Here is a 17,914-nt window from a genome sequence, read left to right as displayed (position 1 = left end):
GGTCCAGGGCATGAGCGAGGGTGTGCTGCACCTGGTTCAGGGAGTGCTCGGCGACGATCTGCTGGGTGCCTATCAGCATGGCTCGGCGACCTTGGGTGGCATGCAGCCGCACAGCGACATCGATGTGCTGGCGGTGACGCGGCGAGCGCTGACCGACCCGCAGCGACGTGCCCTCACCGCCGAGCTTCTCCGCAACAGATTCGACAGGCCCGTTGAGCTGATCCTCGCCGTCGAGTCCGACGTCAAGCCGTGGCGCTATCCGCCGGTCTGCGACTTCCTCTACGGAGAGTGGCTGCGAGCCTCCTTCGAGCGCGGTGAGTTGCCAGCACGGCACCCCGCGCCTGATCTGGCCGTGCTCATCACCATGGTGCTGCAGGGCAACGCGATTCTGTTCGGGCCACCACCGCACGAGCTCCTCGACCCCGTCCCCAGCGAGGATCTCCGAAACGCGATGGTGGCCGGGCTACCTTCTCTGCTAGCCGACCTCGATGACGACACCCGCAACGTGCTGCTGACCTTCGCCCGCATCTGGGCGACCCTCGCGACCGGGCAGATCCTGCGCAAGGACAAAGCCGCCGACTGGGCGCTGGCCGAACTGCCGCCCGGGCACCGGCCAGTCCTTGAGCACGCACGCGCGATCTACCTGGGCGAGGCTGATGAACACTGGAGCGAGGAGCTGTTCTCCCGCGTTCACCAGCACGCCGGTTACGTGGTCGCCCAGATCGAAGGGCTAGTAAGTTAGCCCAAATCCGAAGGCGTACAACGGGTCCTTCGTGTCGAACGCAACGTCGCTCCGGCTTTCCGTGACGGCCTGCATCGAGGACGGCAAGTCAAAGGGCAGCTTGCCCTTTGGCGACGATCGTCCAAACAGGACGTCTTTCAGCGCCTCCTCCTGTGCGCCGTAGTTCACGATGATCGCCGCCGCGTGTGGAACCAACGGCGTCAGGATCGCTGGCCGATCCAGGTATATGTCGAGGACCACCGGGCACTTCGCCGCCACCGCCGCGACGTGTTCAACGATTTCTTCTGGGAACTCCAGGGTTCCGGCGTGGAAGAACGACTCCAGTGCGCCTTCACGCGGCTCAAACGGTGCCTTGAGCCGGATGATGGCGACCTCGGCTTCCTCGGGGCTGTCCACCGAACCGTCGATTCCTTCGCCGTAAACGTTTTGAGCGCGCAGCGGGAGTACCCCCTCGTTTTTGAGGAGCGTCAGCGACGCCTTTTGCGCTTCGAATCCGGCGGCCATGAAGTCTTGGCGCCCAATGGTTTCCTCAGCTTTGGCCACATCGACGTAGGGGTTGTCGAACAAGCCAAGGGCGAACTTCTCGCGCAATAGCCGCGCGACGGAGGTGTTCAGCCGCTCCTCGGTGATCCGGCCCGCCTTGACCAGCTCCACGATCAGATCCGGGCACGCTTCCCCGCCAAGCTGATCGGCCCCAGCTTCAACAATTTTGTGTACTCGGTCCAAGCGCGACAAGTGCTCGACTCCCCAAGCACGGGCGTGGAAGGTCTGCCCGAAGACTTCGGCATCCGTGACCAAACCCCAGTCGGTGCAGATGATCCCGTCGAAGCCCAGCTTCTCGCGCAGCAGCCCCGTCAGGATCGCTTTGTTGAAGCCAAATCCGACCTCTTCGTAAGCCGTCCCGACGGGCATCCCGTAGTACGGCATGATCTGTGAGCCACCGGCTTCGAGCGCGGCGAGGAAAGGCTGGAGGTGGTAGTCAAACTGCCCGCCCGGGTAGACCTGCTCGCGTCCGTAAGGAAAGTGCGGGTCCTCGCCGTCGAGCTGTGGCCCGCCGCCGGGGAAGTGTTTCGTCATCGTGGAGACACTATGGGCCCCAAGCGTTTCGCCCTGGAATCCGCGAATGTAGGCACGCACCAGTTCCGACGTCAGCGCGGCGTCTTCGCCAAACGTGTGGTTGATCCGGGCCCAGCGCGGTTCGGTCGCGAGGTCGATCTGCGGATGCAGCGATACACGAATGCCGGCCGCTAGATATTCCTGACGGGCGATGTCAGCGAACCGCTCGACCAGTTCCGCGTCTCGCGTGGCGGCCAGCCCGGTGGGCTCTGGCCACTGCGAGAACGGCCCGGAAAGCATGCTGCTGAAGGGGTTGTCAGAGAAGTGGTGCCGAGGATCGGTGGAAATGGTGACCGGGATGCCCAGGCGGGTCTGCTTTGCCAGATCCTGAAGATTGTTGTACCAAGTGGCCATCTCCGCCGCCGACGCGGACCCGAAGAGGTTGAAGTGGTTCATGTGCTTTCCCAGCACCATGTCTTCATTTGACTCCACACCCATGGCGGAGCCATCGCCCATCATGATCATGGTGTGGAAGAGCATTCCCGCTTTCTCTTCCAGGGTCATCTTGGCCAGAAGCTCGCTGACCTTGCTGTCAATGGACATGATTCTCCTTGCGTAGCAATCGCTGAAACAGTGCCCACCACAGGAGTGCTACTCCCGCGCCGATGAGTGCGCCAGCGATGGCGTCACTGAGCCAGTGGGCATAGACATAGGTGCGGCTCCAGATGACTAGAACCACGTAGACGACACCGAATCCCAGCCAGGCTTGCCGCCACGCGGCCGGAATGATGACTCCTAACAGGACGATCGTCGCGGCCGCCGTGACCACATGCCCGGAGGGAAACGAACCGTGATCGACCACGACCAGAGCATCACCGGGACGCGGCCGGTCGACGGCGTGCTTGAAGAGCTGGGCCACGATGGCCGCGGCCAGCCCGCCTGTGAAGAAGAACAGGGCCGAGCGCCAGCGCTTGAGCACGACGAGCAGCAGCACGACGGCGAGCGTGACGATAAGTCCTTTCGGCCCGCCGATGAAGTCGAGCACCATTGCCAGACCCCATTGCAGACCCTCACGCGGCCCGGTGACAAACATGTGCCACCCGTCATCAAGCCCTTGCCACAGCGGGTGAGCGACAGCGGCCACACCCGCCGCTGCCAGCCCAGCCGCACCGTAGAGCGCCGGACGCATCAGATCCAGCCGTCCAACGACGACATGAAGTCGCCGAGAAGGTGGCGGTGGATCGTGTGCTCGGCACCCGGCACGACGCGCACCTCAAAACCCTTGTCCCGCAGCTCTTCAGCGAACTCTGGCGAGACCAGGAAACTCGGGTCGGCGAGTTGCACCAGCGACGGCACGATAACCGGCGGCGTAAAGTCCTTGCCCTGCATGGTCATCGTGCTAATGAACGTCTCATCCCAGTCGGCGATGGTCAGCAGCTCGATGTCGATTTCCTCGCTGCTCCAGCCCGGGTGAAACTGCTCGTGCATCTCCCGTGGCAACGTCTTGATCTGCGCGAACATGTCCGCCGCACCCCCAGGGACACGGAAACCAGGGTCGGAGTAGATCGCCCGTTTCGGCAGCAGGCGCTCGACGGCGACCGCCAGCGTCAGTCCGCCAAGCGAGTGCCCGATCGCTATCTCCGGCTGCGCCGGAACGCTTTCCAGCAATGAGGAAGCCAATAGCTCTGGGCTATAAGAGGAGCTTCGCGGCGAGGAACCGTGACCCGGCAAGTCGACCGCGATAACGCGGTAACCGCGCTCCGCCAGTGCTGGGCCCACGCGCCACCAGCCACGCGAGTCCGAGATGACGCCGTGAATCAGCACGGCCACTTTGTCGCCTGAACCCCATTCACGGGTGTACAGCTTCATTTGACACTCCTAATAGGAATAACGGTCAGCGCGGCGGCGATCGCGATGACCGCTCCCGCGACGAATAGCGCCGGATAGCCACCGATCGCGATGACACCCGCGGCAGCGAACGGCCCGGCGACTTGCGGGCCAGCGTTAGCGATGTTGAGTACGCCCATGTCCCGGGCGGCGTTTTCCGCTCGCGGCAACACCAGCGTGACGAGCGCCGTGTCCACCGCCATGTAGACCCCGAAAGCCATGCCCTGCAAGGCCGTGAAGACGAGCATCATGCCCCAGGTCTGAGACACCAACGGCAGCAACAGAACCAGCCCACCGGCGATGCCCGCGACGAGAACGAAGACGCGGTACCGGTTGAGCTTGTCCGCTAACGGTCCGCTCACGAGGATGGCGACAAAGGAACAGGCCGTGTTGACCAGCGTCAGGGTGGCGACACCCGCCGCGGGTGCGAGTCCTTTGGGCAGCGTGATGTAGTCGTCCAGAATGTAGAGCTGGAACATGAACACCATGAAGTAACTCAGCACCATCAGGGCACGGCCGATGAAGACCCAGCGAAAGTCACTGAACCGCAACGGGTTGCTGCTCTTGACCTTCGGCACTATCTCGTATTGCCCCGGGCGCGGGTCCCGGCTCAGCAGCACGACCAGGAGCGCCGCGGCGACCACGCCACCGCCGAGGAGGTAGAACCCGGCTTGCTTTCCTACGTAGGCGGCGGCTATCTGAGTACCAACAACTGCTCCTATGGAAGTTGCCACCCCGACCACGGCTGAGGCGGTGCCCCGTTTCTCCCGTGGGATGCGGTCCGGCACGATCGCGGTCAGCGCGGCCTGGAAGAGGTTCATCATGGCCTGGGCCAGGGACCAGGCGATCAGGATCATCAGGATGGAGGTCGCGTTCGCGAGCCAGGCGAGCGCTAGGAAGGCGGCCAGCGAACCGCCGATCAGCCACGGGTTACGGCGGCCGAACCGGGAGTGGGTCCGGTCGGACAGAGCGCCTCCGACCGGGTTGAACAGCGTCGCGAAGATCGCGCTGACCCCGGCGACCAGGCCAGCGTTGCTGACCTTGTTGGCGGGATCGATGTTCGCGATGGCGGTCTGCACAAGCGGACCACCGACGCCCAGGTAAACCGCGTACATCGCGGTGTTGCCCAGGAGCAGCAGGGACAGCAAACGGCGCATATGATCCTCTCTAAGAGGGCTGCTTATACGTATAAGCAGTTGATAGCACCCGGGAAACAGCCCTGACAAGAGCGCGTTACAGAATGGAGACCATGACCGCCCGCCCGCCCACGAGTTCAGACGTCGCCCGCCTGGCCGGCGTCTCTCAGGCGACCGTGTCCTACGTGCTCAATAACCGGGCTGACAGCCGGGTCACCGAGGAGACCCGGGCCAAAGTCTTGAGCGCCGCCGAGAAGCTCGGCTACGTGCGTCACGCGGGCGCCCGCAGCCTCAAGACGGGCAACAGTGGGCTGGTCCTGCTCCCGCTGTCAGACGTCCCGTTCGGCCCGCTGGCGACGCGGTTCATCGAAGACCTCGACCATGAGCTGACCGCGCTCGGGTACACGATGATCACCTATGGCGCCCGTCAAGCACGGGGCATGGCAGCCGCGAGAGCGTGGGCGGAACTGCGGCCCGCCGCGATCATCGTGGACACGGTGAAGCTGACATCTGCGTCTGTTGGGCTGCTGCGGAAAGCGGGCGTCAAAGCTGTCGTGGGCATCAGCCCGAAGCCGTCCACTTTGGTCCCCACCCTGGTCGCCGACCAAACCGAGATCGGCGCTCTGGCCGCCCGTCACCTGCGTTCCCAGGGCCGCCGCAAGCTCGCCGTCATCGTCCCGCGCGAAGACGGCCTGCGCGACATCGGCCTCGACCGGCGGGAAGGCTTCGGCGCGGGTCTTCAGATCGACCTGGCCTTCGACCCAGCCTCCGCTCAGGAAGTGCTGCCGTTACTGCGCGACATCGACGGCGTGTTCGCCTACAACGACGAATACGCGATGCTGCTCATGTCCACTTTGGCCGACGCGGGCATTCGCGTCCCCGACGACATCGCCATCGTGGGCGCCGACGATCTGCCCCTCGCACGGTTACTCAGACCCCAGCTAACGACGGTCGCGCTCGACATCTCCGGCACGGCAGCGGCCGTGGTCACCTTCCTCGCCAGCCTCATCGACGGCACCCCCGCCACCCCACCCCGCCTCTGGACCACCCATCTGATCGAGCGCTCGTCCACATAAGAAACCGCCCGCCGCGAGTGCGGCGGGCGGTTGCGGTAAGCAGCGATTACTTGGCTGACTTGTCCACGGACTCCACGGCCTTGTGGGCTGAGGTTCCGGTGGCCACGGCCAGGTGCGGGAACTTCGCGTCGAACGCGGGGCGCTCGGAGCGGATGCGGGGCATGCGGTCGAAGTTGCGCAGCGGCGGCGGGCAGGACGTGGCCCACTCGAGCGAGTTGCCGTGGCCCCACGGGTCGTTCACGGTCACGATTTCGCCCACGCGGTAGGACTTCCACACGTTGTAGAGGAACGGCAGTGTGGAGGCGCCGAGGATGAACGCGCCGACCGTGGAGATCGTGTTCAGCGTGGTGAAACCGTCGCCCGGCAGGTAGTCGAAGTAACGGCGCGGCATGCCTTCGTTGCCCAGCCAGTGCTGCACCAGGAACGTGGCGTGGAAGCCGATCGTGGTGAGCCAGAAGTGCACCTTGCCTAGGCGCTCGTCGAGCATGCGGCCGAACATCTTCGGGAACCAGAAGTAGATCCCGGCGTAAACGGCGAACACGATCGTGCCGAAGAGCACGTAGTGGAAGTGCGCGACCACGAAGTAGGAGTCCGACACGTGGAAGTCGACCGGCGGCGAGGCGAGCAGCACGCCCGAGAGCCCTCCAAAGAGGAAGGTCACGAGGAAGCCGATCGAGAACAACATCGGTGTCTCGAAGGTTATTTGCCCTCGCCACATCGTGCCTATCCAGTTGAAGAACTTCATACCGGTCGGCACAGCGATCAAGAAACTTAAGAAGCTGAAGAAGGGCAACAGCACTTGGCCAGTGGCGAACATGTGGTGTGCCCACACGCTCATCGACAGCGCCGCGATCAGCAGGGTCGCGGCGACCAGACCGGTGTAGCCGAAGATCGGCTTGCGGCTGAACACCGGGATGACCTCGGAGATGATGCCGAAGAACGGCAGCGCGACGATGTACACCTCGGGGTGGCCGAAGAACCAGAACAGGTGCTGCCACAGCATCGGGCCGCCGGTGGCGGGGTCGAAGACGTGGGCGCCGAGGCGACGGTCCGCCAGGAGGGCCATCAGGGCGGCGGCGAGCAGCGGGAAGACCATGAGCACGAGCAGTGACGTGACCAGGATGTTCCACGTGAAGATCGACATCCGGAACATCGTCATGCCCGGGGCACGCAGCGTCAGGATCGTCGTGATCATGTTGACAGCACCGAGGATCGTGCCCAGACCGGAGATCACCAGACCGGTGATCCACAGGTCGGCACCGATGCCCGGCGAGTTGATGGCGTCGTTCAGCGGCGCGTAGGCGAACCAGCCGAAGTCAGCGGCACCGCTCGGGGTCAGGAAGCCGAGCACGGCCATCGTCCCGCCGAACAGGTAGAGCCAGTAGGCGAAGCTGTTGAGCCGCGGGAACGAAACGTCCGGCGCTCCAATCTGGAGCGGCACGACGAAGTTCGCGAAGGCGAACACGATCGGCGTCGCGAAGAACAGCAGCATGATGGTGCCGTGCATGGTGAACAGCTGGTTGAACTGTTCCGGCGACAGGAAGTCGGCGCCCGGCTTGGCGAGCTCAGCCCGCATCAGCAGCGCCATGACGCCACCGATCAGGAAGAACGCGAAAGCGGTGACCATATACATGATGCCGATCTGCTTGGCATCAGTGGTCCGCAGCAATCGCGACAGCGCCGACCCTTTGACCTGCTTGCGCACAGGGTATGGCCGGGTCGCGATGGGTTGCGGTGCGACGGTGGTCACGTCTGGCCTCCTACTGATCACGTACCTCGCCACGCACAATATCCCCCCGCCTTGACGCTCAAGGCGGGGGGTGGCGCGTGTCTACTTACTACCTGCCTCCGCGCCGAAGTTGAACGAGATCGCGCCAGCCGCGACAGCGGCCAGAACGAGGAGCACAACGCCCCAGGCGATGAGCCGGTCGGCACCGTCGAGACGGCGCACGACCCTTTTCCAGCCGGTGGCCGGGGTGGCCGTCTCGGCCGTGAATCCGGCGGGCTGCTCTGCTGCCACCGGCTTAAGAACAGTCACCGTGGCTCCCGCGAGCACCAGAATCGTGCCGAGGCCAGCCATGAGGGCGGCAATAAAGTCCTGCATCGGCACAGGCTAGCGATGTGAGATGGTTTTCGCATGGCGACGAAACGGCCAAAGAAGTCCGCCGCCGGCTTACCCGGGGTTACCCATGGTCTTTCCAAAGCCATAACCCAGATGGGGGTACGCCGCACGGCGCTCACGCTGCTAAAAGTGAACCAGGTTCAGGGGTTTGACTGCCCCGGCTGCGCATGGCCGGAACCAGGCGCGGACAAGCGATCCCACTTTGAGTTCTGTGAGAACGGTGCCAAGGCGGTGGCCGAGGAGGCGACCCTTCGCAGAGTCACGCCCGAGTTCTTCGCCCAGCACTCTGTCACCGAGCTGAATCAGCAGACCGATTACTGGCTGGGCCAGCAGGGCCGGCTCACCTCTCCCATGATCAAGCGTCCCGGCAGCGTTCACTACGTCCCGGTCGACTGGGCTGAGGCCTTCGCCGTGACGGCACGTCATCTCAACGCCATCCAGCCTGATCAGGCGCTGTTCTACACCTCGGGCAGGACGTCAAATGAAGCGGCGTTCCTCTATCAGATGTTTGCCCGTGCTTACGGGACGAACAATCTGCCGGACTGCTCCAACATGTGCCACGAGTCCAGCGGCGTCGCCCTGAACGCGACTATCGGTGTGGGCAAGGGCACCGTGACGCTTGATGACATCCATCACGCCCGGCTGATCGTGATCGCGGGACAGAACCCGGGCACGAACCACCCGCGCATGCTGGCCGCTCTGGAGACGGCAAAGCGCAACGGGGCCAGGATTATCAGCATCAACCCGTTGCCCGAGGCGGGCTTGATGCGGTTCAAGAATCCACAGAAGGTGAGCGGGATTCTCGGCCGGGGCACGGATCTGTCCGATCTGCACCTGCCGATCCGCGTTGGCGGCGACCTCGCCCTGTTCCAGGCCATTGGTGCGCATCTGCTCGCCTGGAACGCCGTCGATCAGTCGTTTGTGGACACTCACACGGCGGGCTTCGCCGATTACGCCGCGTCCCACGCCGCGCTGGCCGCCCACCTTCGCGCAATATCGCCCGGCCACGTCGCGGCACCCGCGCCAACTCCTTCAGCGCCCGACCTTCCGGGAGCGGTCGAGCCAGCGGCGGAGGGTGGAGCGGATGGCCAGGAAATTGCCGCGAGGATTGTTGCGGCGACGGGACTGACCGCGGAGAGCATTGAGGCGGCGGCGCGGATGTTCGCCGATAGTGACGCGACGATCGTGTGCTGGGCGATGGGGCTGACCCAGGGCCGTGACGCCGTGGCCACGATTCAGGAGATAGTCAACGTCCAGTTGTTGCGGGGCATGGTCGGCAAACCGGGTGCCGGGCTCTGTCCCGTGCGCGGGCACTCCAACGTCCAGGGCGACCGGACGATGGGGATCTACCACGAGGTGCCGCCGTGGGCGGTCAAGATGCCAGTCGACGTGCCCGAAAGACGTGGCTACGACACTGTTGAGTCCATCCGGGCGATGCGTGACGGGCACGCGAAAGTGTTCGTCGGCATGGGCGGCAACTTCGCGGCCGCGACCCCGGACACCGAGGTCACCGAGAACGCGATGCGCAAGCTGGACCTCGCCGTGCACATCTCGACGAAACTCAACCGCTCACATGCGATTGTCAGCCAGGAGCAGACGGCCCTGATCCTGCCGTGCCTAGGGCGCACCGAAGCCGATCCAGCGGGCGTGGTGACCGTCGAAGATTCGATGTCGACCGTGCACACGTCACGCGGCAAACTCAAGCCAGCCTCAGCGGAACTCAAGTCCGAGGCCGCAATTGTTTGCGAACTCGCCAAGGCGACGCTGAACCTCGACTGGCAGTCCTATCAAGACGATTACCGCACGGTCCGGGCTCTGATCGCTCAGGTCGTGCCCGGGTTCGAAGACTTTGAGAGCCGCGTTCAGGGCGATGGTTTCACCCTCGCCCAGGGGCCGCGCGACAGCCGCACGTTCCCCACGGCGAGCGGGAAGGCCGTGTTCACGAGCAGTCCACTAACGACGGTCAGCGTGCCGGAGGGCCGGTTGTTGTTGCAGACGCTGAGAAGCCACGATCAGTACAACACCACGATCTATGGGCTCGACGACCGCTATCGCGGCATCAAGGGCGAGCGCCGCGTCATCTTCGTCAGCCCCGCTGACCTCGAAAGGCACGGCATCCAAGACGGTGAAGTCATCGACATCGTGAGCGAGTGGCCCGACCGCGAACGCAAGGCCGAGGCGTTCCGGGCGGTCGCCTACCCCACCGTCGAGGGATGTGCCGCGGCGTATTTCCCTGAGGCGAACGTCCTCGTGCCCCTGGACTCCACCGCGCACGGCTCAAACACGCCTGTTTCCAAGCAAATCATCATCCGCCTGGTGAAGCGATGAGCACGTCTTACGAACGCAGGACGGTCGAGGGCAAGGGCGCGGACTTGCTGGCCGTTGAGGAGCCGCTGGAAATCCGCGTGAACGGAACGCCTTTTACCGTCACCATGCGCACACCCGGCAGCGAAGTCGAGCTCGCGCTCGGCTTCCTCTATACCGAGGGCATCACCAACATCCGTGGTGCGAAGTTGTGCACGGACACGCCGAATGTCGTTGAAGTGGAGCTAACTGGCGCCGCACCACCGCCGAGGAACTTCTACACCACCAGTTCCTGTGGCATATGCGGCAAGGCGAGCATCGACTCGGTCAAAGTGCACTCACAGCACGACGTCTCGCAAGACCTCACCCGCGTTAGCAAGACTGTCCTAAACGGACTCCCGGCCAAACTGTCCGCGGCGCAGAAGAGTTTCCGGCACACGGGCGGGACGCACGCGGTTGGTGTCTTCACCCCTGACGGTCAGCTCGTCATCGCCCGAGAAGACGTAGGCCGGCACAACGCGATGGACAAAGTGATCGGCACGCTGTGGCAACGCGGGCAGCTCCCGCTCACGGGACATCTCGTGCTGTTGTCAGGCAGGGCCAGCTTCGAACTCACGCAGAAAGCCTGGGTCGCCGGGGCGCCCATCGTGGCAGCCGTTTCCGCGCCGAGCACGCTCGCGGTGGACACCGCGCAGGAGGCCGGAATGACACTCATCGGTTTCCTGCGCGGGGAGTCAATGAACGTCTACACGCGACCCGACCGGATCGCCTGAGGCCTTCCGGCCCGGCCGCGCTACGGACTGCTAGCCCAGGTCGGATAGCGCTTGCTGAGCTTCTTCCTTGATGGCGGCGACGGTTGAGGCCGACACCACGTCGGCGAGGGCCTTGCGGTAAGCGAGGTCGAACGCTTCCTCGGAAGGCACGGAGATGTCAGGCGCTACGCCCACACCTTCCCAGTTGGTTCCGGTGACCGGGTTGATGGAACGCGCCACCGGGACGGTGATTTCGACCGTGTCTGACAGCGGGAAACTGTCCGTCGGGTGGGCTCCGCCGCGCGTGGTCTGTCCAATGAGGACAGCCCGCTTCTGCGCCTGGAGGTTGTAGCACAACTCCTCACCGGCCGAGAAGGTGAAGTTGCTGACCAGCACATAGACCGGCTTGTCCAGGTAACGGGACCCGGGCACCCAGGCAAGGCTCCAATATTGCTTGGTCTGCTTGGTTTCCCCGTCATAGATGCTGTTCAGGTGGGTCTCTTCGTCCTTGAAGAAGTAGCTGCACCAGAAGATGACGCCGTCAGGCGATCCGCCCCGGTTCTTCCGCAAGTCGATGATCAAGGCATCGGTGTTGCTCACGAGTTCCATCGCCGCGGCCATGGCCTTGGCGCCATTGGCCGGATCGGGCACGCCGCGCAGATCCAGGTAGCCCACGTTGCCGTCGAGCCGCTCCACGCGAGCGATGCGATAGTTCGTGGTGCGCAGATATTCGCGCCAGGCGGCCTCAGCGGCCCCTTCGCTCTGGCCACCTTCTTGCAGCTCGCGCGCTCTCACGCGTACCCGCAAATGTTTGTCGGCACAAAGCTCGAAAAGATCGGCCGTGAGTTTCTCGCAAAGCTCCTCCTCGGAAAGCCCTGAGTAGTCGCGTGACCGGATCACCTTGGCGGCAGCCGCCGCTTTGTCCGGAAAAACGTACTTGCTGCACAGCTGTTCGAGGGCCGCATCGATAAGAGGAGAAGCCATGGCAGCGAAAGTACACTCGCCGCCATGGCTTTCGCTGAGATTATTTCGCGCCCCCTCTGCCTCGGCGGCAACGTGTTCGGCTGGACGGCCGACGAGGAGCAGTCATTCGCCGTTCTCGATATCTACGCCGAAGCGGGCGGCAATTTCATCGACACCGCCGACGTGTACTCAGCCTGGGTCCCCGGCCACCAAGGTGGCGAGTCGGAAAGCATCGTCGGGCGCTGGATGAAGGCCCGCGGCAACCGCGACCAGATGATCATCGCCACCAAGGTCGGCATGCTCGCCGGGCACATGACGCTCAACCCCGAGGGCATCCGCACCGCGGCCGAGAACTCGTTGCGCCGCCTGGGCGTGGACCACATCGACCTCTATTACGCCCACCAGGACGACCCGTCGACCCCGCTGGAGGAGACCATCGCCGGGTTCGACGCTCTCGTCAAGGACGGGAAGGTCCGCTATCTGGGCGCTTCCAACTACAGCGCGGACCGTCTGGCCGAAAGTCTCGCCATCTCCCACAGCAGCGGGCTCGCCAGATATGAGGTGCTGCAGCCGCACTACAACCTGATCGACCGCGCCAAATACGAGGGCCCGCTCGCCGAAACCGTGGCGACTAATGCTCTGGCGTGCGTCCCGTATTTCGGCCTCGCCCGTGGCTTCCTCACCGGCAAGTACCGCCCCGGCCAGACGGACAGTGGCAGTCCCCGTGCCGCGAACGCGAGCAAGCACCTTGACGATCCGCGCGGGCTAATGGTTTTGAGCGCGCTGGACACGGTCTCGCAAAAGCACGGCGTCCCACTCGCAGCTGTCGCTCTCGCCTGGCTTAGGGCGCAGCCGACCGTGCTCGCCCCGATCGCTAGCGCGCGCAACGTTTCTCAACTAAGGGAGATCATGACCGAAGTTAAGTTGACGGACGCTGACTTGGCGACGCTCAGCGGCTGACTTCCACACCCTGAACGCCTTTGAGCCTTCGCAAGCGCTCACCCAAGGAGGCCAAAGGCGTTCCGTTTTGCGGCTGGCACGTGAGCACGAGTGACTGCCCAGTGTCGTTATAGGACACGCGTGACACCCGGGCGCGGCGCAGGATCAGGTTCGCCTCCTGCTCCACCTGATCGAGCGGGGCGTCCGGCTCCAGCGTCAGCACGACTTCGAGCAACCGGCGCCGGGGCAGGACTTCCCGTTCGAAATACTTGAGGAGCGATAGGACGGTCAGCCCGAGGACGGTCGCGCCAACGGCGACAAACCATAGGCGCAATCCCACGGACAGCCCGATGGCGGCCGCCACCCAGAGCGAGGCGGCGGTCGTCAAACCGCGGACCGTGGTGCCTTCACGCAGGATCGCCCCACCGCCGAGGAAACCGATGCCGGTCACGACCTGTGCCGCGACACGTGTCGGATCAGTGCCCACGACTTCGGCACCAGCGAGGGTGAACAGAGCCGATCCAATGCAGACAAGCATGTGGGTGCGCAGTCCGGCCGGCTGAGCGCTGAGTTCCCGTTCCAGCCCTAGGGCCGCTCCCAGCACCGCCGCGACGGCGACCTGGACGATGAGCACCCATTCCATGCTCTCAGTATCAGCCCCACGCACCGTCCGCACTGGTCAACACGGTCAGCGCGTCGTCACCGAGCTGAGGATTGTAAACACCGCACACCCCGACACAGCACATCTGATCGAGCTGTGCCTTGGCCTGCTTGCGATCGCGGTGACCGAGGAAAGCCAGCTGTAGCAAGGCAACCGCGTCGGCAGCCATGCTTTCCGACGCACCGGGAGCCCCGTTGGCGGGAGTGAAGCCTTCCTTGAACCGCCGGATCACCGTGGCATTGGGCAGATCGGCGGGCGGCTCCGCCGCAGAGGCAGCCCACGGGGCGACCGCTTTCGACCCGTCAGCGCCCGGCCCGGCCACGCCGTGGAACCCGGGATTGACCGCTGAAGGCGGAAACATGATGGGCCCGGTGAAGCCCGCCGCGCGGGCGTCGCGTGCGGCGTACCCGTCGAAGGGTGGAGGCGCCGCGACAACAATGGCTTCCGGTGCGCCCTCGATGAGAGTCGCCGCCACCGACGTCAGGTCGGTGGCCGTGGCATCAAACGATTCCGCGCCAGTGAGCGTGATGCCCCGGTTGAGCGCGGCGTCGGCCAGATCCGGCGGCGGATCGCCGAGTGACATGACGCCCGCCTTGCTGACCCCTCCCGTTTTCAGCGCCTGCATCATCGCCTGAGCCACCTGTCCCGGCGAAGGGCCGGCCTGAAACACGTAGGGCCCTTCGGCTTTGCCAGTCGTCAGGGCCGGTGTGCACGACGCGTTGGCAGCATCCACAATGGACTTTGCCGAACTGAGCAGAATGAGACCATGGACACCTTGTTCCAGCAGGCCGAAGACAGCGTCTTCTGGTGTTTCCGCGGCGTCGGCGGGCATCAGCTCAACACCGCCACCATGCCCGTGCCCGCCGCTGCCCGCCCGGTGCTGTGCGCCGAGCAGTTGCCGCTTTCCCTGCTGCGCCAGCGGCCCGGTCAGGTCGCTTAGCACCCCGATTCGCAGCGGGCTTTCTCCGGCCGCCGCACCAAGCAGCGGAACGGAAAGCGCCCCCATGAGAAGTGAACGCCTGCCAATCATGTCACTCATGATCTCCGGCGTTATGCCCGTTTTGTTTCCTATTGTCAGCTACCTGACAATACGAGGACGAGCAGCACCGCGCCGTCCCTGCCGCGCAGCTCAATCCGGCTGATCGTGTCCAGTCCTAACTGGACAGTGCCGGTGATGGTGATCTCCTCCCCGGGTCCAGCCTTCCACGAGCCGACTTGTTCGACCGTGCCGTCGGTTCCAATCGCCACGAGGCGGAACGTATAGGGGCGGGTCTGCTTGCCATTGTCGGGATAGGCGCAGTGCATCCGGATCAGCGTTCCGCCCGGCGTCTGGCTGGCTGAGGCCTCGGCGGTGACGTTGGTGTTCGCCGCGACCTTGTCCATCGAATACATCACGGGCTGATCCTGCGGAAGATTGGTCAGGCCCGCCCCCAGCGCCAGAGCGGCGCAAAACGCTGACAGCACCAGGGCCAGTGTCCGCCGTTGCCGTGCCCGGCGCTTGCGCTTCAATGCCTTCAGGAGCAACGGAATCCGGTCTTCCCTGGCCGGGCTTTCGTCTTGCGGCTGGCCGAGCCGGCGCAGCAATCCGGGCAAGCCGGCGAAGCTGGCCACGGCTTTGCGGCACGCCGCACAGGTCGGCAAGTGTGCCTCGTAGGCGGCACGGTCCGCCGGAGACAGAGCGCCTAACACATAGGCGCCGTCGTCAAACCCAAAGGAGCAAGTCATTGCAGCACCCCCATCTCAGCGAGAATGAGGCGAAGTGATTGCAGCGCATAGTGTGTGCGGGACTTAACGGTTCCCGGTGGGATGCCGAGTTTCGCCGCCGCCTCCGCGACCGACCTTCCGTTATAGAAACACTCGACCAGAACTTCCCGGTGCGCGGCCGAAAGGCGGGCTAACGCCTCGGCGATCGTCCAGGACTCCACGGCCCGGTCAGCTTCGTCCACATCGGACGTTTGCTCCGGCACCGTATCGGTCACGACCTCACCAACCCTGGCATTGCGCCGTCGCCACGCGTCGATCGCCAGGTTGCGCGAAATCGTGAACAACCAGGGACGCACCGGGCCACGCCGCGGATCCAGATGCTCCGGATGCTGCCACGCCCGCATCAGCGTTTCCTGAACCAGATCTTCGGCCCGTTGCCGGTCTCCCGACGTCAGCCGCAGCGCATGAGCGTAAAGAGCGTCGCCATGTTCGGCATGCAACGCCCGCAGCAGCTCCGCGCCCTCATCTATCTCACTCATCTCGCCCTGGTACACGCTGACAGAACGGCGACGGTTCAGCTACCGTGCGGACGGGCGGAGTTCGGGTAATTCAGTACCGTTTGCCCCTGAATCGTGATATCCCTACTGCCCATGCAGGTTCTCACGTTGCCCGAGCAGGGCAACCCCATCGCGACCGAGCGTGACGCCACCGACGTCATCGGCGAAGCCTTCAGTGTCGAGGCGAAAACCGTCGTCATTCCGGTCAGCCGGCTGACCGATGACTTCTTCCAGCTGCGCACCCGGCTCGCGGGCGAGATCGCCCAGAAATTCGTCAACTACCGGCTGCGCCTGGTCATCCTCGGTGATATCTCGAAGTATGTGGATGAGAGCACTGCTCTACGCGACTTCGTCTACGAATCCAACCGTGGCAAGCAGCTTTGGTTCGTGACCACCGCGGCCGACTTGGAGGCACGACTAAACGCCGCGTAGGCATTACTGTGCTGCCCATGACAGCGGGGAGGCAACGCGACGTCCTGGGCAGCATGATCGCCTGGCTGGCACATCCGGTTAGCATCGGTGCACTGGTTTTGCTGGTGGTCAACGACCATGTGCTCAAGACGGTCTGGCCGGGTTTCGTCACCGGCAAGCTCAGTGACCTCGCTGGAATGGTGATGTTCCCACCGCTCCTGGCGACCGCCCTCGCGCTCGTCGCGCCCCGCTTGCCTTCGCGCGGGCTCGCGCTGGGCACGGTTATCGCCACCGGCACGGTCTTCACCACCATTAAATCCAGTGGGTACGCCGTTACCCTGGCCGAGCACACATGGAGTGTCCTAAGCGGACACCCGGCGACGATCGCCGCTGATCCCACCGATCTGCTCGCGGTGCCGTTCGTGGCGCTGGCGTTCTGGACGTGGCGGCGCAGTTCGCCTTTCGCCTCAGGCACTTCCAGAGTCGTGCGGGCCGCCGTCCTTGTGCCCGTTGGGCTTCTCGCCACCATGGCGACGTCGCCCGCTAACTACCAAGTCGCGCTGACCGTGTTGGAAAACGACGGCATCGTCTATGTGGGCTATGACTCGGTCCGTGAGGGCGCTGCGGCGAAGGTGACCAGCCACCTGTTGAGCCGGGACAACGGCTTGACGTTCACTTACGTCAAGGATCAGGAGACGGTCCCCGCAGGGCGCACCTCCACCCAAGGCTGTGTCAATGCGTCCTGTTATCGAGTCGTGCCAGGTGAACTGCACGTTCAGCAAAGCACCGACGCTGGCCGCACCTGGACCACCGCCTGGCAGATCACGGGCTGGGAATACGAAGCGCTGCGGCACGACCGCGACGGCATCACCAACCCTCGCGCGGAGTTGTCCTCGCAGAGCCTCGTCGTCATCGCCACCACCCCGGGACGGCATATCGTCATCGCCGCGAACGGCCGGGATGGGTTGCTGCGCAAGGCTGAAGACGACTCCTGGGCCCGGATCGGTTTCGACGGCTCCGGCCGCGTGACGCCCCTGCGCTCCGCTCCCGACTTCACCAGCCTGCGCGCCGTCGCCATCGTGCTGGTGTTCGCCGCCGCCTTCTACGCGTGGGTCCTCACCGTCGACGTGAACGGACCGCCCAGCCGCCGCCGCGTCTCGTTCCTCATCCTCGCCATTTCCGCGACCGTTGTTAACCTCTTCTACCTGCTGCCGTCCCAGCTTCCGGTCTATAGCTGGATTCTTCTCGCCCTGTTGCACGCGGGCGCCCTAGCGACAGGCATCGGCCTCGTTCGCGAACGCCTACTTTGGACAGCCATTCTCCTCGTGCTGGCCGCTCCGTTCGCCTGGTGGGCCACCACCATCTCCCTATCCCCCGGCCCCGATCTCGAGTTCGTTGTCATCGAGCTCGGCAGCACGTTCAGCGAGGCGGTGCAACACCTGTCGCTCGCCTTGCCCGCCCTCGTTGCAGTGATCCTGTCTTTCCTGGCCGGCCTCTTTCTTCACCGCCCAGCTAAGTCCGCAGAACCTCCAGCAACCGCCGCAGTCGCGTTTCCACCCTCGGAAAGCTAGCCGCCAGCTCCAGCAGCCGGTCTTCAGCATTAC

18 protein-coding genes are annotated in these 17,914 nt (G+C 64.4%); 7 read left to right on the top strand and 11 right to left on the bottom strand.

Translation table 11 applies throughout. The features are described from left to right. Window positions 1–10 precede the first annotated feature (10 nt). Complete coding sequence (locus tag A3E1_RS0134630) at window positions 11–742, top strand: aminoglycoside adenylyltransferase domain-containing protein (protein WP_020525420.1); 732 nt, start codon at window positions 11–13, stop codon at window positions 740–742. Here A3E1_RS0134630 and A3E1_RS0134625 read toward each other — a convergent pair. Genes A3E1_RS0134625 through A3E1_RS0134610 form a run of 4 tightly spaced genes read right to left on the bottom strand, consistent with a single transcriptional unit; the run spans window position 731 to window position 4,842 of the window. Beyond that, complete coding sequence (locus A3E1_RS0134625; RefSeq protein WP_020525419.1) at window positions 731–2,401, bottom strand: glycoside hydrolase family 3 protein; 1,671 nt, start codon at window positions 2,399–2,401, stop codon at window positions 731–733. The two genes, A3E1_RS0134630 and A3E1_RS0134625, sit on opposite strands and share 12 nt — an antisense overlap. Further along, window positions 2,391–2,987 (bottom strand): phosphatase PAP2 family protein, encoded by a 597-nt coding sequence (locus tag A3E1_RS43710; RefSeq protein ID WP_020525418.1) that lies wholly within the window; start codon window positions 2,985–2,987, stop codon window positions 2,391–2,393. The genes A3E1_RS0134625 and A3E1_RS43710 overlap by 11 nt, the downstream gene beginning before the upstream one ends. After that, the gene (locus A3E1_RS0134615) at window positions 2,987–3,667 is read right to left on the bottom strand and encodes an alpha/beta fold hydrolase (protein WP_020525417.1); all 681 of its coding nucleotides are present in this window, start codon (window positions 3,665–3,667) and stop codon (window positions 2,987–2,989) included. Before A3E1_RS0134615 ends, A3E1_RS43710 begins: the two co-directional genes overlap by 1 nt. Then, window positions 3,664–4,842 (bottom strand): MFS transporter, encoded by a 1,179-nt coding sequence (locus A3E1_RS0134610; RefSeq protein ID WP_020525416.1) that lies wholly within the window; start codon window positions 4,840–4,842, stop codon window positions 3,664–3,666. Before A3E1_RS0134610 ends, A3E1_RS0134615 begins: the two co-directional genes overlap by 4 nt. A 92-nt stretch (window positions 4,843–4,934) precedes the next feature. Here A3E1_RS0134610 and A3E1_RS43705 point away from each other — a divergent pair, with 92 nt between their 5' ends. After that, a complete protein-coding gene (locus tag A3E1_RS43705; protein WP_020525415.1) occupies window positions 4,935–5,897 on the top strand; it encodes a LacI family DNA-binding transcriptional regulator in 963 nt (320 codons plus the stop codon). A gap of 46 nt (window positions 5,898–5,943) precedes the next feature. On the opposite strand, the gene ctaD is transcribed toward A3E1_RS43705, so the two are convergent. After that, complete coding sequence (ctaD, locus tag A3E1_RS43700; RefSeq protein WP_020525414.1) at window positions 5,944–7,647, bottom strand: aa3-type cytochrome oxidase subunit I; 1,704 nt, start codon at window positions 7,645–7,647, stop codon at window positions 5,944–5,946. Between the two features lie 81 nt (window positions 7,648–7,728). Then, the gene (locus tag A3E1_RS0134595) at window positions 7,729–8,001 is read right to left on the bottom strand and encodes a hypothetical protein (RefSeq protein ID WP_020525413.1); all 273 of its coding nucleotides are present in this window, start codon (window positions 7,999–8,001) and stop codon (window positions 7,729–7,731) included. Between the two features lie 33 nt (window positions 8,002–8,034). Between A3E1_RS0134595 and A3E1_RS45430 the strand changes: the two genes are divergently transcribed. Further along, window positions 8,035–10,347 carry a molybdopterin-dependent oxidoreductase gene (locus tag A3E1_RS45430; protein WP_051105241.1) on the top strand — a complete coding sequence of 771 codons (2,313 nt, stop codon included), beginning with the start codon at window positions 8,035–8,037 and terminating at the stop codon, window positions 10,345–10,347. After that, entirely contained in the window at window positions 10,344–11,096 is a 753-nt protein-coding gene (gene fdhD, locus A3E1_RS0134585; RefSeq protein ID WP_020525411.1) for a formate dehydrogenase accessory sulfurtransferase FdhD, read from the top strand. The genes A3E1_RS45430 and fdhD overlap by 4 nt, the downstream gene beginning before the upstream one ends. A 30-nt stretch (window positions 11,097–11,126) precedes the next feature. Here fdhD and A3E1_RS0134580 read toward each other — a convergent pair whose 3' ends face one another. Continuing rightward, a complete protein-coding gene (locus A3E1_RS0134580) occupies window positions 11,127–12,059 on the bottom strand; it encodes a S41 family peptidase (protein WP_020525410.1) in 933 nt (310 codons plus the stop codon). 24 nt (window positions 12,060–12,083) lie between these two features. Between A3E1_RS0134580 and A3E1_RS0134575 the strand changes: the two genes are divergently transcribed. Then, the gene (locus A3E1_RS0134575) at window positions 12,084–12,998 is read left to right on the top strand and encodes an aldo/keto reductase (RefSeq protein WP_020525409.1); all 915 of its coding nucleotides are present in this window, start codon (window positions 12,084–12,086) and stop codon (window positions 12,996–12,998) included. Here the strand turns inward: A3E1_RS0134575 and A3E1_RS43690 are convergent. From A3E1_RS43690 to A3E1_RS0134555, 4 genes are read right to left on the bottom strand one after another with little or no spacing between them, the layout of a single operon-like run. Next, window positions 12,988–13,620 (bottom strand): MgtC/SapB family protein, encoded by a 633-nt coding sequence (locus tag A3E1_RS43690; RefSeq protein ID WP_020525408.1) that lies wholly within the window; start codon window positions 13,618–13,620, stop codon window positions 12,988–12,990. The genes A3E1_RS0134575 and A3E1_RS43690 overlap by 11 nt on opposite strands. 10 nt (window positions 13,621–13,630) lie before the next feature. After that, entirely contained in the window at window positions 13,631–14,668 is a 1,038-nt protein-coding gene (locus A3E1_RS0134565) for an ABC transporter substrate-binding protein (protein ID WP_157631935.1), read from the bottom strand. Window positions 14,669–14,712: 44 nt separating this feature from the next. Continuing rightward, a complete protein-coding gene (locus tag A3E1_RS0134560; RefSeq protein ID WP_020525406.1) occupies window positions 14,713–15,363 on the bottom strand; it encodes an anti-sigma factor family protein in 651 nt (216 codons plus the stop codon). Then, window positions 15,360–15,881, bottom strand: a complete 522-nt coding sequence (locus A3E1_RS0134555; protein WP_020525405.1) for a sigma-70 family RNA polymerase sigma factor — start codon at window positions 15,879–15,881, stop codon at window positions 15,360–15,362. The genes A3E1_RS0134560 and A3E1_RS0134555 overlap by 4 nt, the downstream gene beginning before the upstream one ends. Before the next feature lie 111 nt (window positions 15,882–15,992). Here A3E1_RS0134555 and A3E1_RS0134550 point away from each other — a divergent pair, with 111 nt between their 5' ends. Both A3E1_RS0134550 and A3E1_RS45425 read left to right on the top strand, forming a co-directional pair. Further along, on the top strand, window positions 15,993–16,331 hold the full coding sequence (locus tag A3E1_RS0134550; RefSeq protein ID WP_020525404.1) for a DUF4180 domain-containing protein: 339 nt from the start codon (window positions 15,993–15,995) through the stop codon (window positions 16,329–16,331). A 17-nt stretch (window positions 16,332–16,348) separates the two neighbouring features. Next, window positions 16,349–17,881 carry a hypothetical protein gene (locus A3E1_RS45425; protein ID WP_157631934.1) on the top strand — a complete coding sequence of 511 codons (1,533 nt, stop codon included), beginning with the start codon at window positions 16,349–16,351 and terminating at the stop codon, window positions 17,879–17,881. The last annotated feature ends 33 nt before the right edge of the window (window positions 17,882–17,914 follow it).

The organism is Catelliglobosispora koreensis DSM 44566, from assembly GCF_000379685.1.
Lineage (GTDB): Bacteria > Actinomycetota > Actinomycetes > Mycobacteriales > Micromonosporaceae > Catelliglobosispora > Catelliglobosispora koreensis.
The sequence above is the reverse complement of the archived record's forward strand: the minus strand, read 5'-3'. Positions and strand labels throughout refer to the sequence as shown.

Excerpts from the sequence above, each read along its gene's own strand:
- A3E1_RS43710 (WP_020525418.1), bottom strand. The coding sequence starts at position 2,987 with ATGCGTCCGGCGCTCTACGGTGCGGCTGGGCTGGCAGCGGCGGGTGTG.
- A3E1_RS0134615 (WP_020525417.1), bottom strand. The coding sequence starts at position 3,667 with ATGAAGCTGTACACCCGTGAATGGGGTTCAGGCGACAAAGTGGCCGTG.
- fdhD (WP_020525411.1), top strand. The coding sequence starts at position 10,344 with ATGAGCACGTCTTACGAACGCAGGACGGTCGAGGGCAAGGGCGCGGAC.
- A3E1_RS0134580 (WP_020525410.1), bottom strand. The coding sequence starts at position 12,059 with ATGGCTTCTCCTCTTATCGATGCGGCCCTCGAACAGCTGTGCAGCAAG.
- A3E1_RS0134555 (WP_020525405.1), bottom strand. The coding sequence starts at position 15,881 with ATGAGTGAGATAGATGAGGGCGCGGAGCTGCTGCGGGCGTTGCATGCC.
- A3E1_RS0134560 (WP_020525406.1), bottom strand. The coding sequence starts at position 15,363 with ATGACTTGCTCCTTTGGGTTTGACGACGGCGCCTATGTGTTAGGCGCT.
- A3E1_RS0134595 (WP_020525413.1), bottom strand. The coding sequence starts at position 8,001 with ATGCAGGACTTTATTGCCGCCCTCATGGCTGGCCTCGGCACGATTCTG.
- A3E1_RS0134565 (WP_157631935.1), bottom strand. The coding sequence starts at position 14,668 with ATGATTGGCAGGCGTTCACTTCTCATGGGGGCGCTTTCCGTTCCGCTG.
- A3E1_RS45425 (WP_157631934.1), top strand. The coding sequence starts at position 16,349 with ATGACAGCGGGGAGGCAACGCGACGTCCTGGGCAGCATGATCGCCTGG.
- A3E1_RS0134625 (WP_020525419.1), bottom strand. The coding sequence starts at position 2,401 with ATGTCCATTGACAGCAAGGTCAGCGAGCTTCTGGCCAAGATGACCCTG.
- A3E1_RS43690 (WP_020525408.1), bottom strand. The coding sequence starts at position 13,620 with ATGGAATGGGTGCTCATCGTCCAGGTCGCCGTCGCGGCGGTGCTGGGA.
- A3E1_RS0134630 (WP_020525420.1), top strand. The coding sequence starts at position 11 with ATGAGCGAGGGTGTGCTGCACCTGGTTCAGGGAGTGCTCGGCGACGAT.
- A3E1_RS0134575 (WP_020525409.1), top strand. The coding sequence starts at position 12,084 with ATGGCTTTCGCTGAGATTATTTCGCGCCCCCTCTGCCTCGGCGGCAAC.
- A3E1_RS45430 (WP_051105241.1), top strand. The coding sequence starts at position 8,035 with ATGGCGACGAAACGGCCAAAGAAGTCCGCCGCCGGCTTACCCGGGGTT.
- A3E1_RS0134610 (WP_020525416.1), bottom strand. The coding sequence starts at position 4,842 with ATGCGCCGTTTGCTGTCCCTGCTGCTCCTGGGCAACACCGCGATGTAC.
- A3E1_RS0134550 (WP_020525404.1), top strand. The coding sequence starts at position 15,993 with ATGCAGGTTCTCACGTTGCCCGAGCAGGGCAACCCCATCGCGACCGAG.
- A3E1_RS43705 (WP_020525415.1), top strand. The coding sequence starts at position 4,935 with ATGACCGCCCGCCCGCCCACGAGTTCAGACGTCGCCCGCCTGGCCGGC.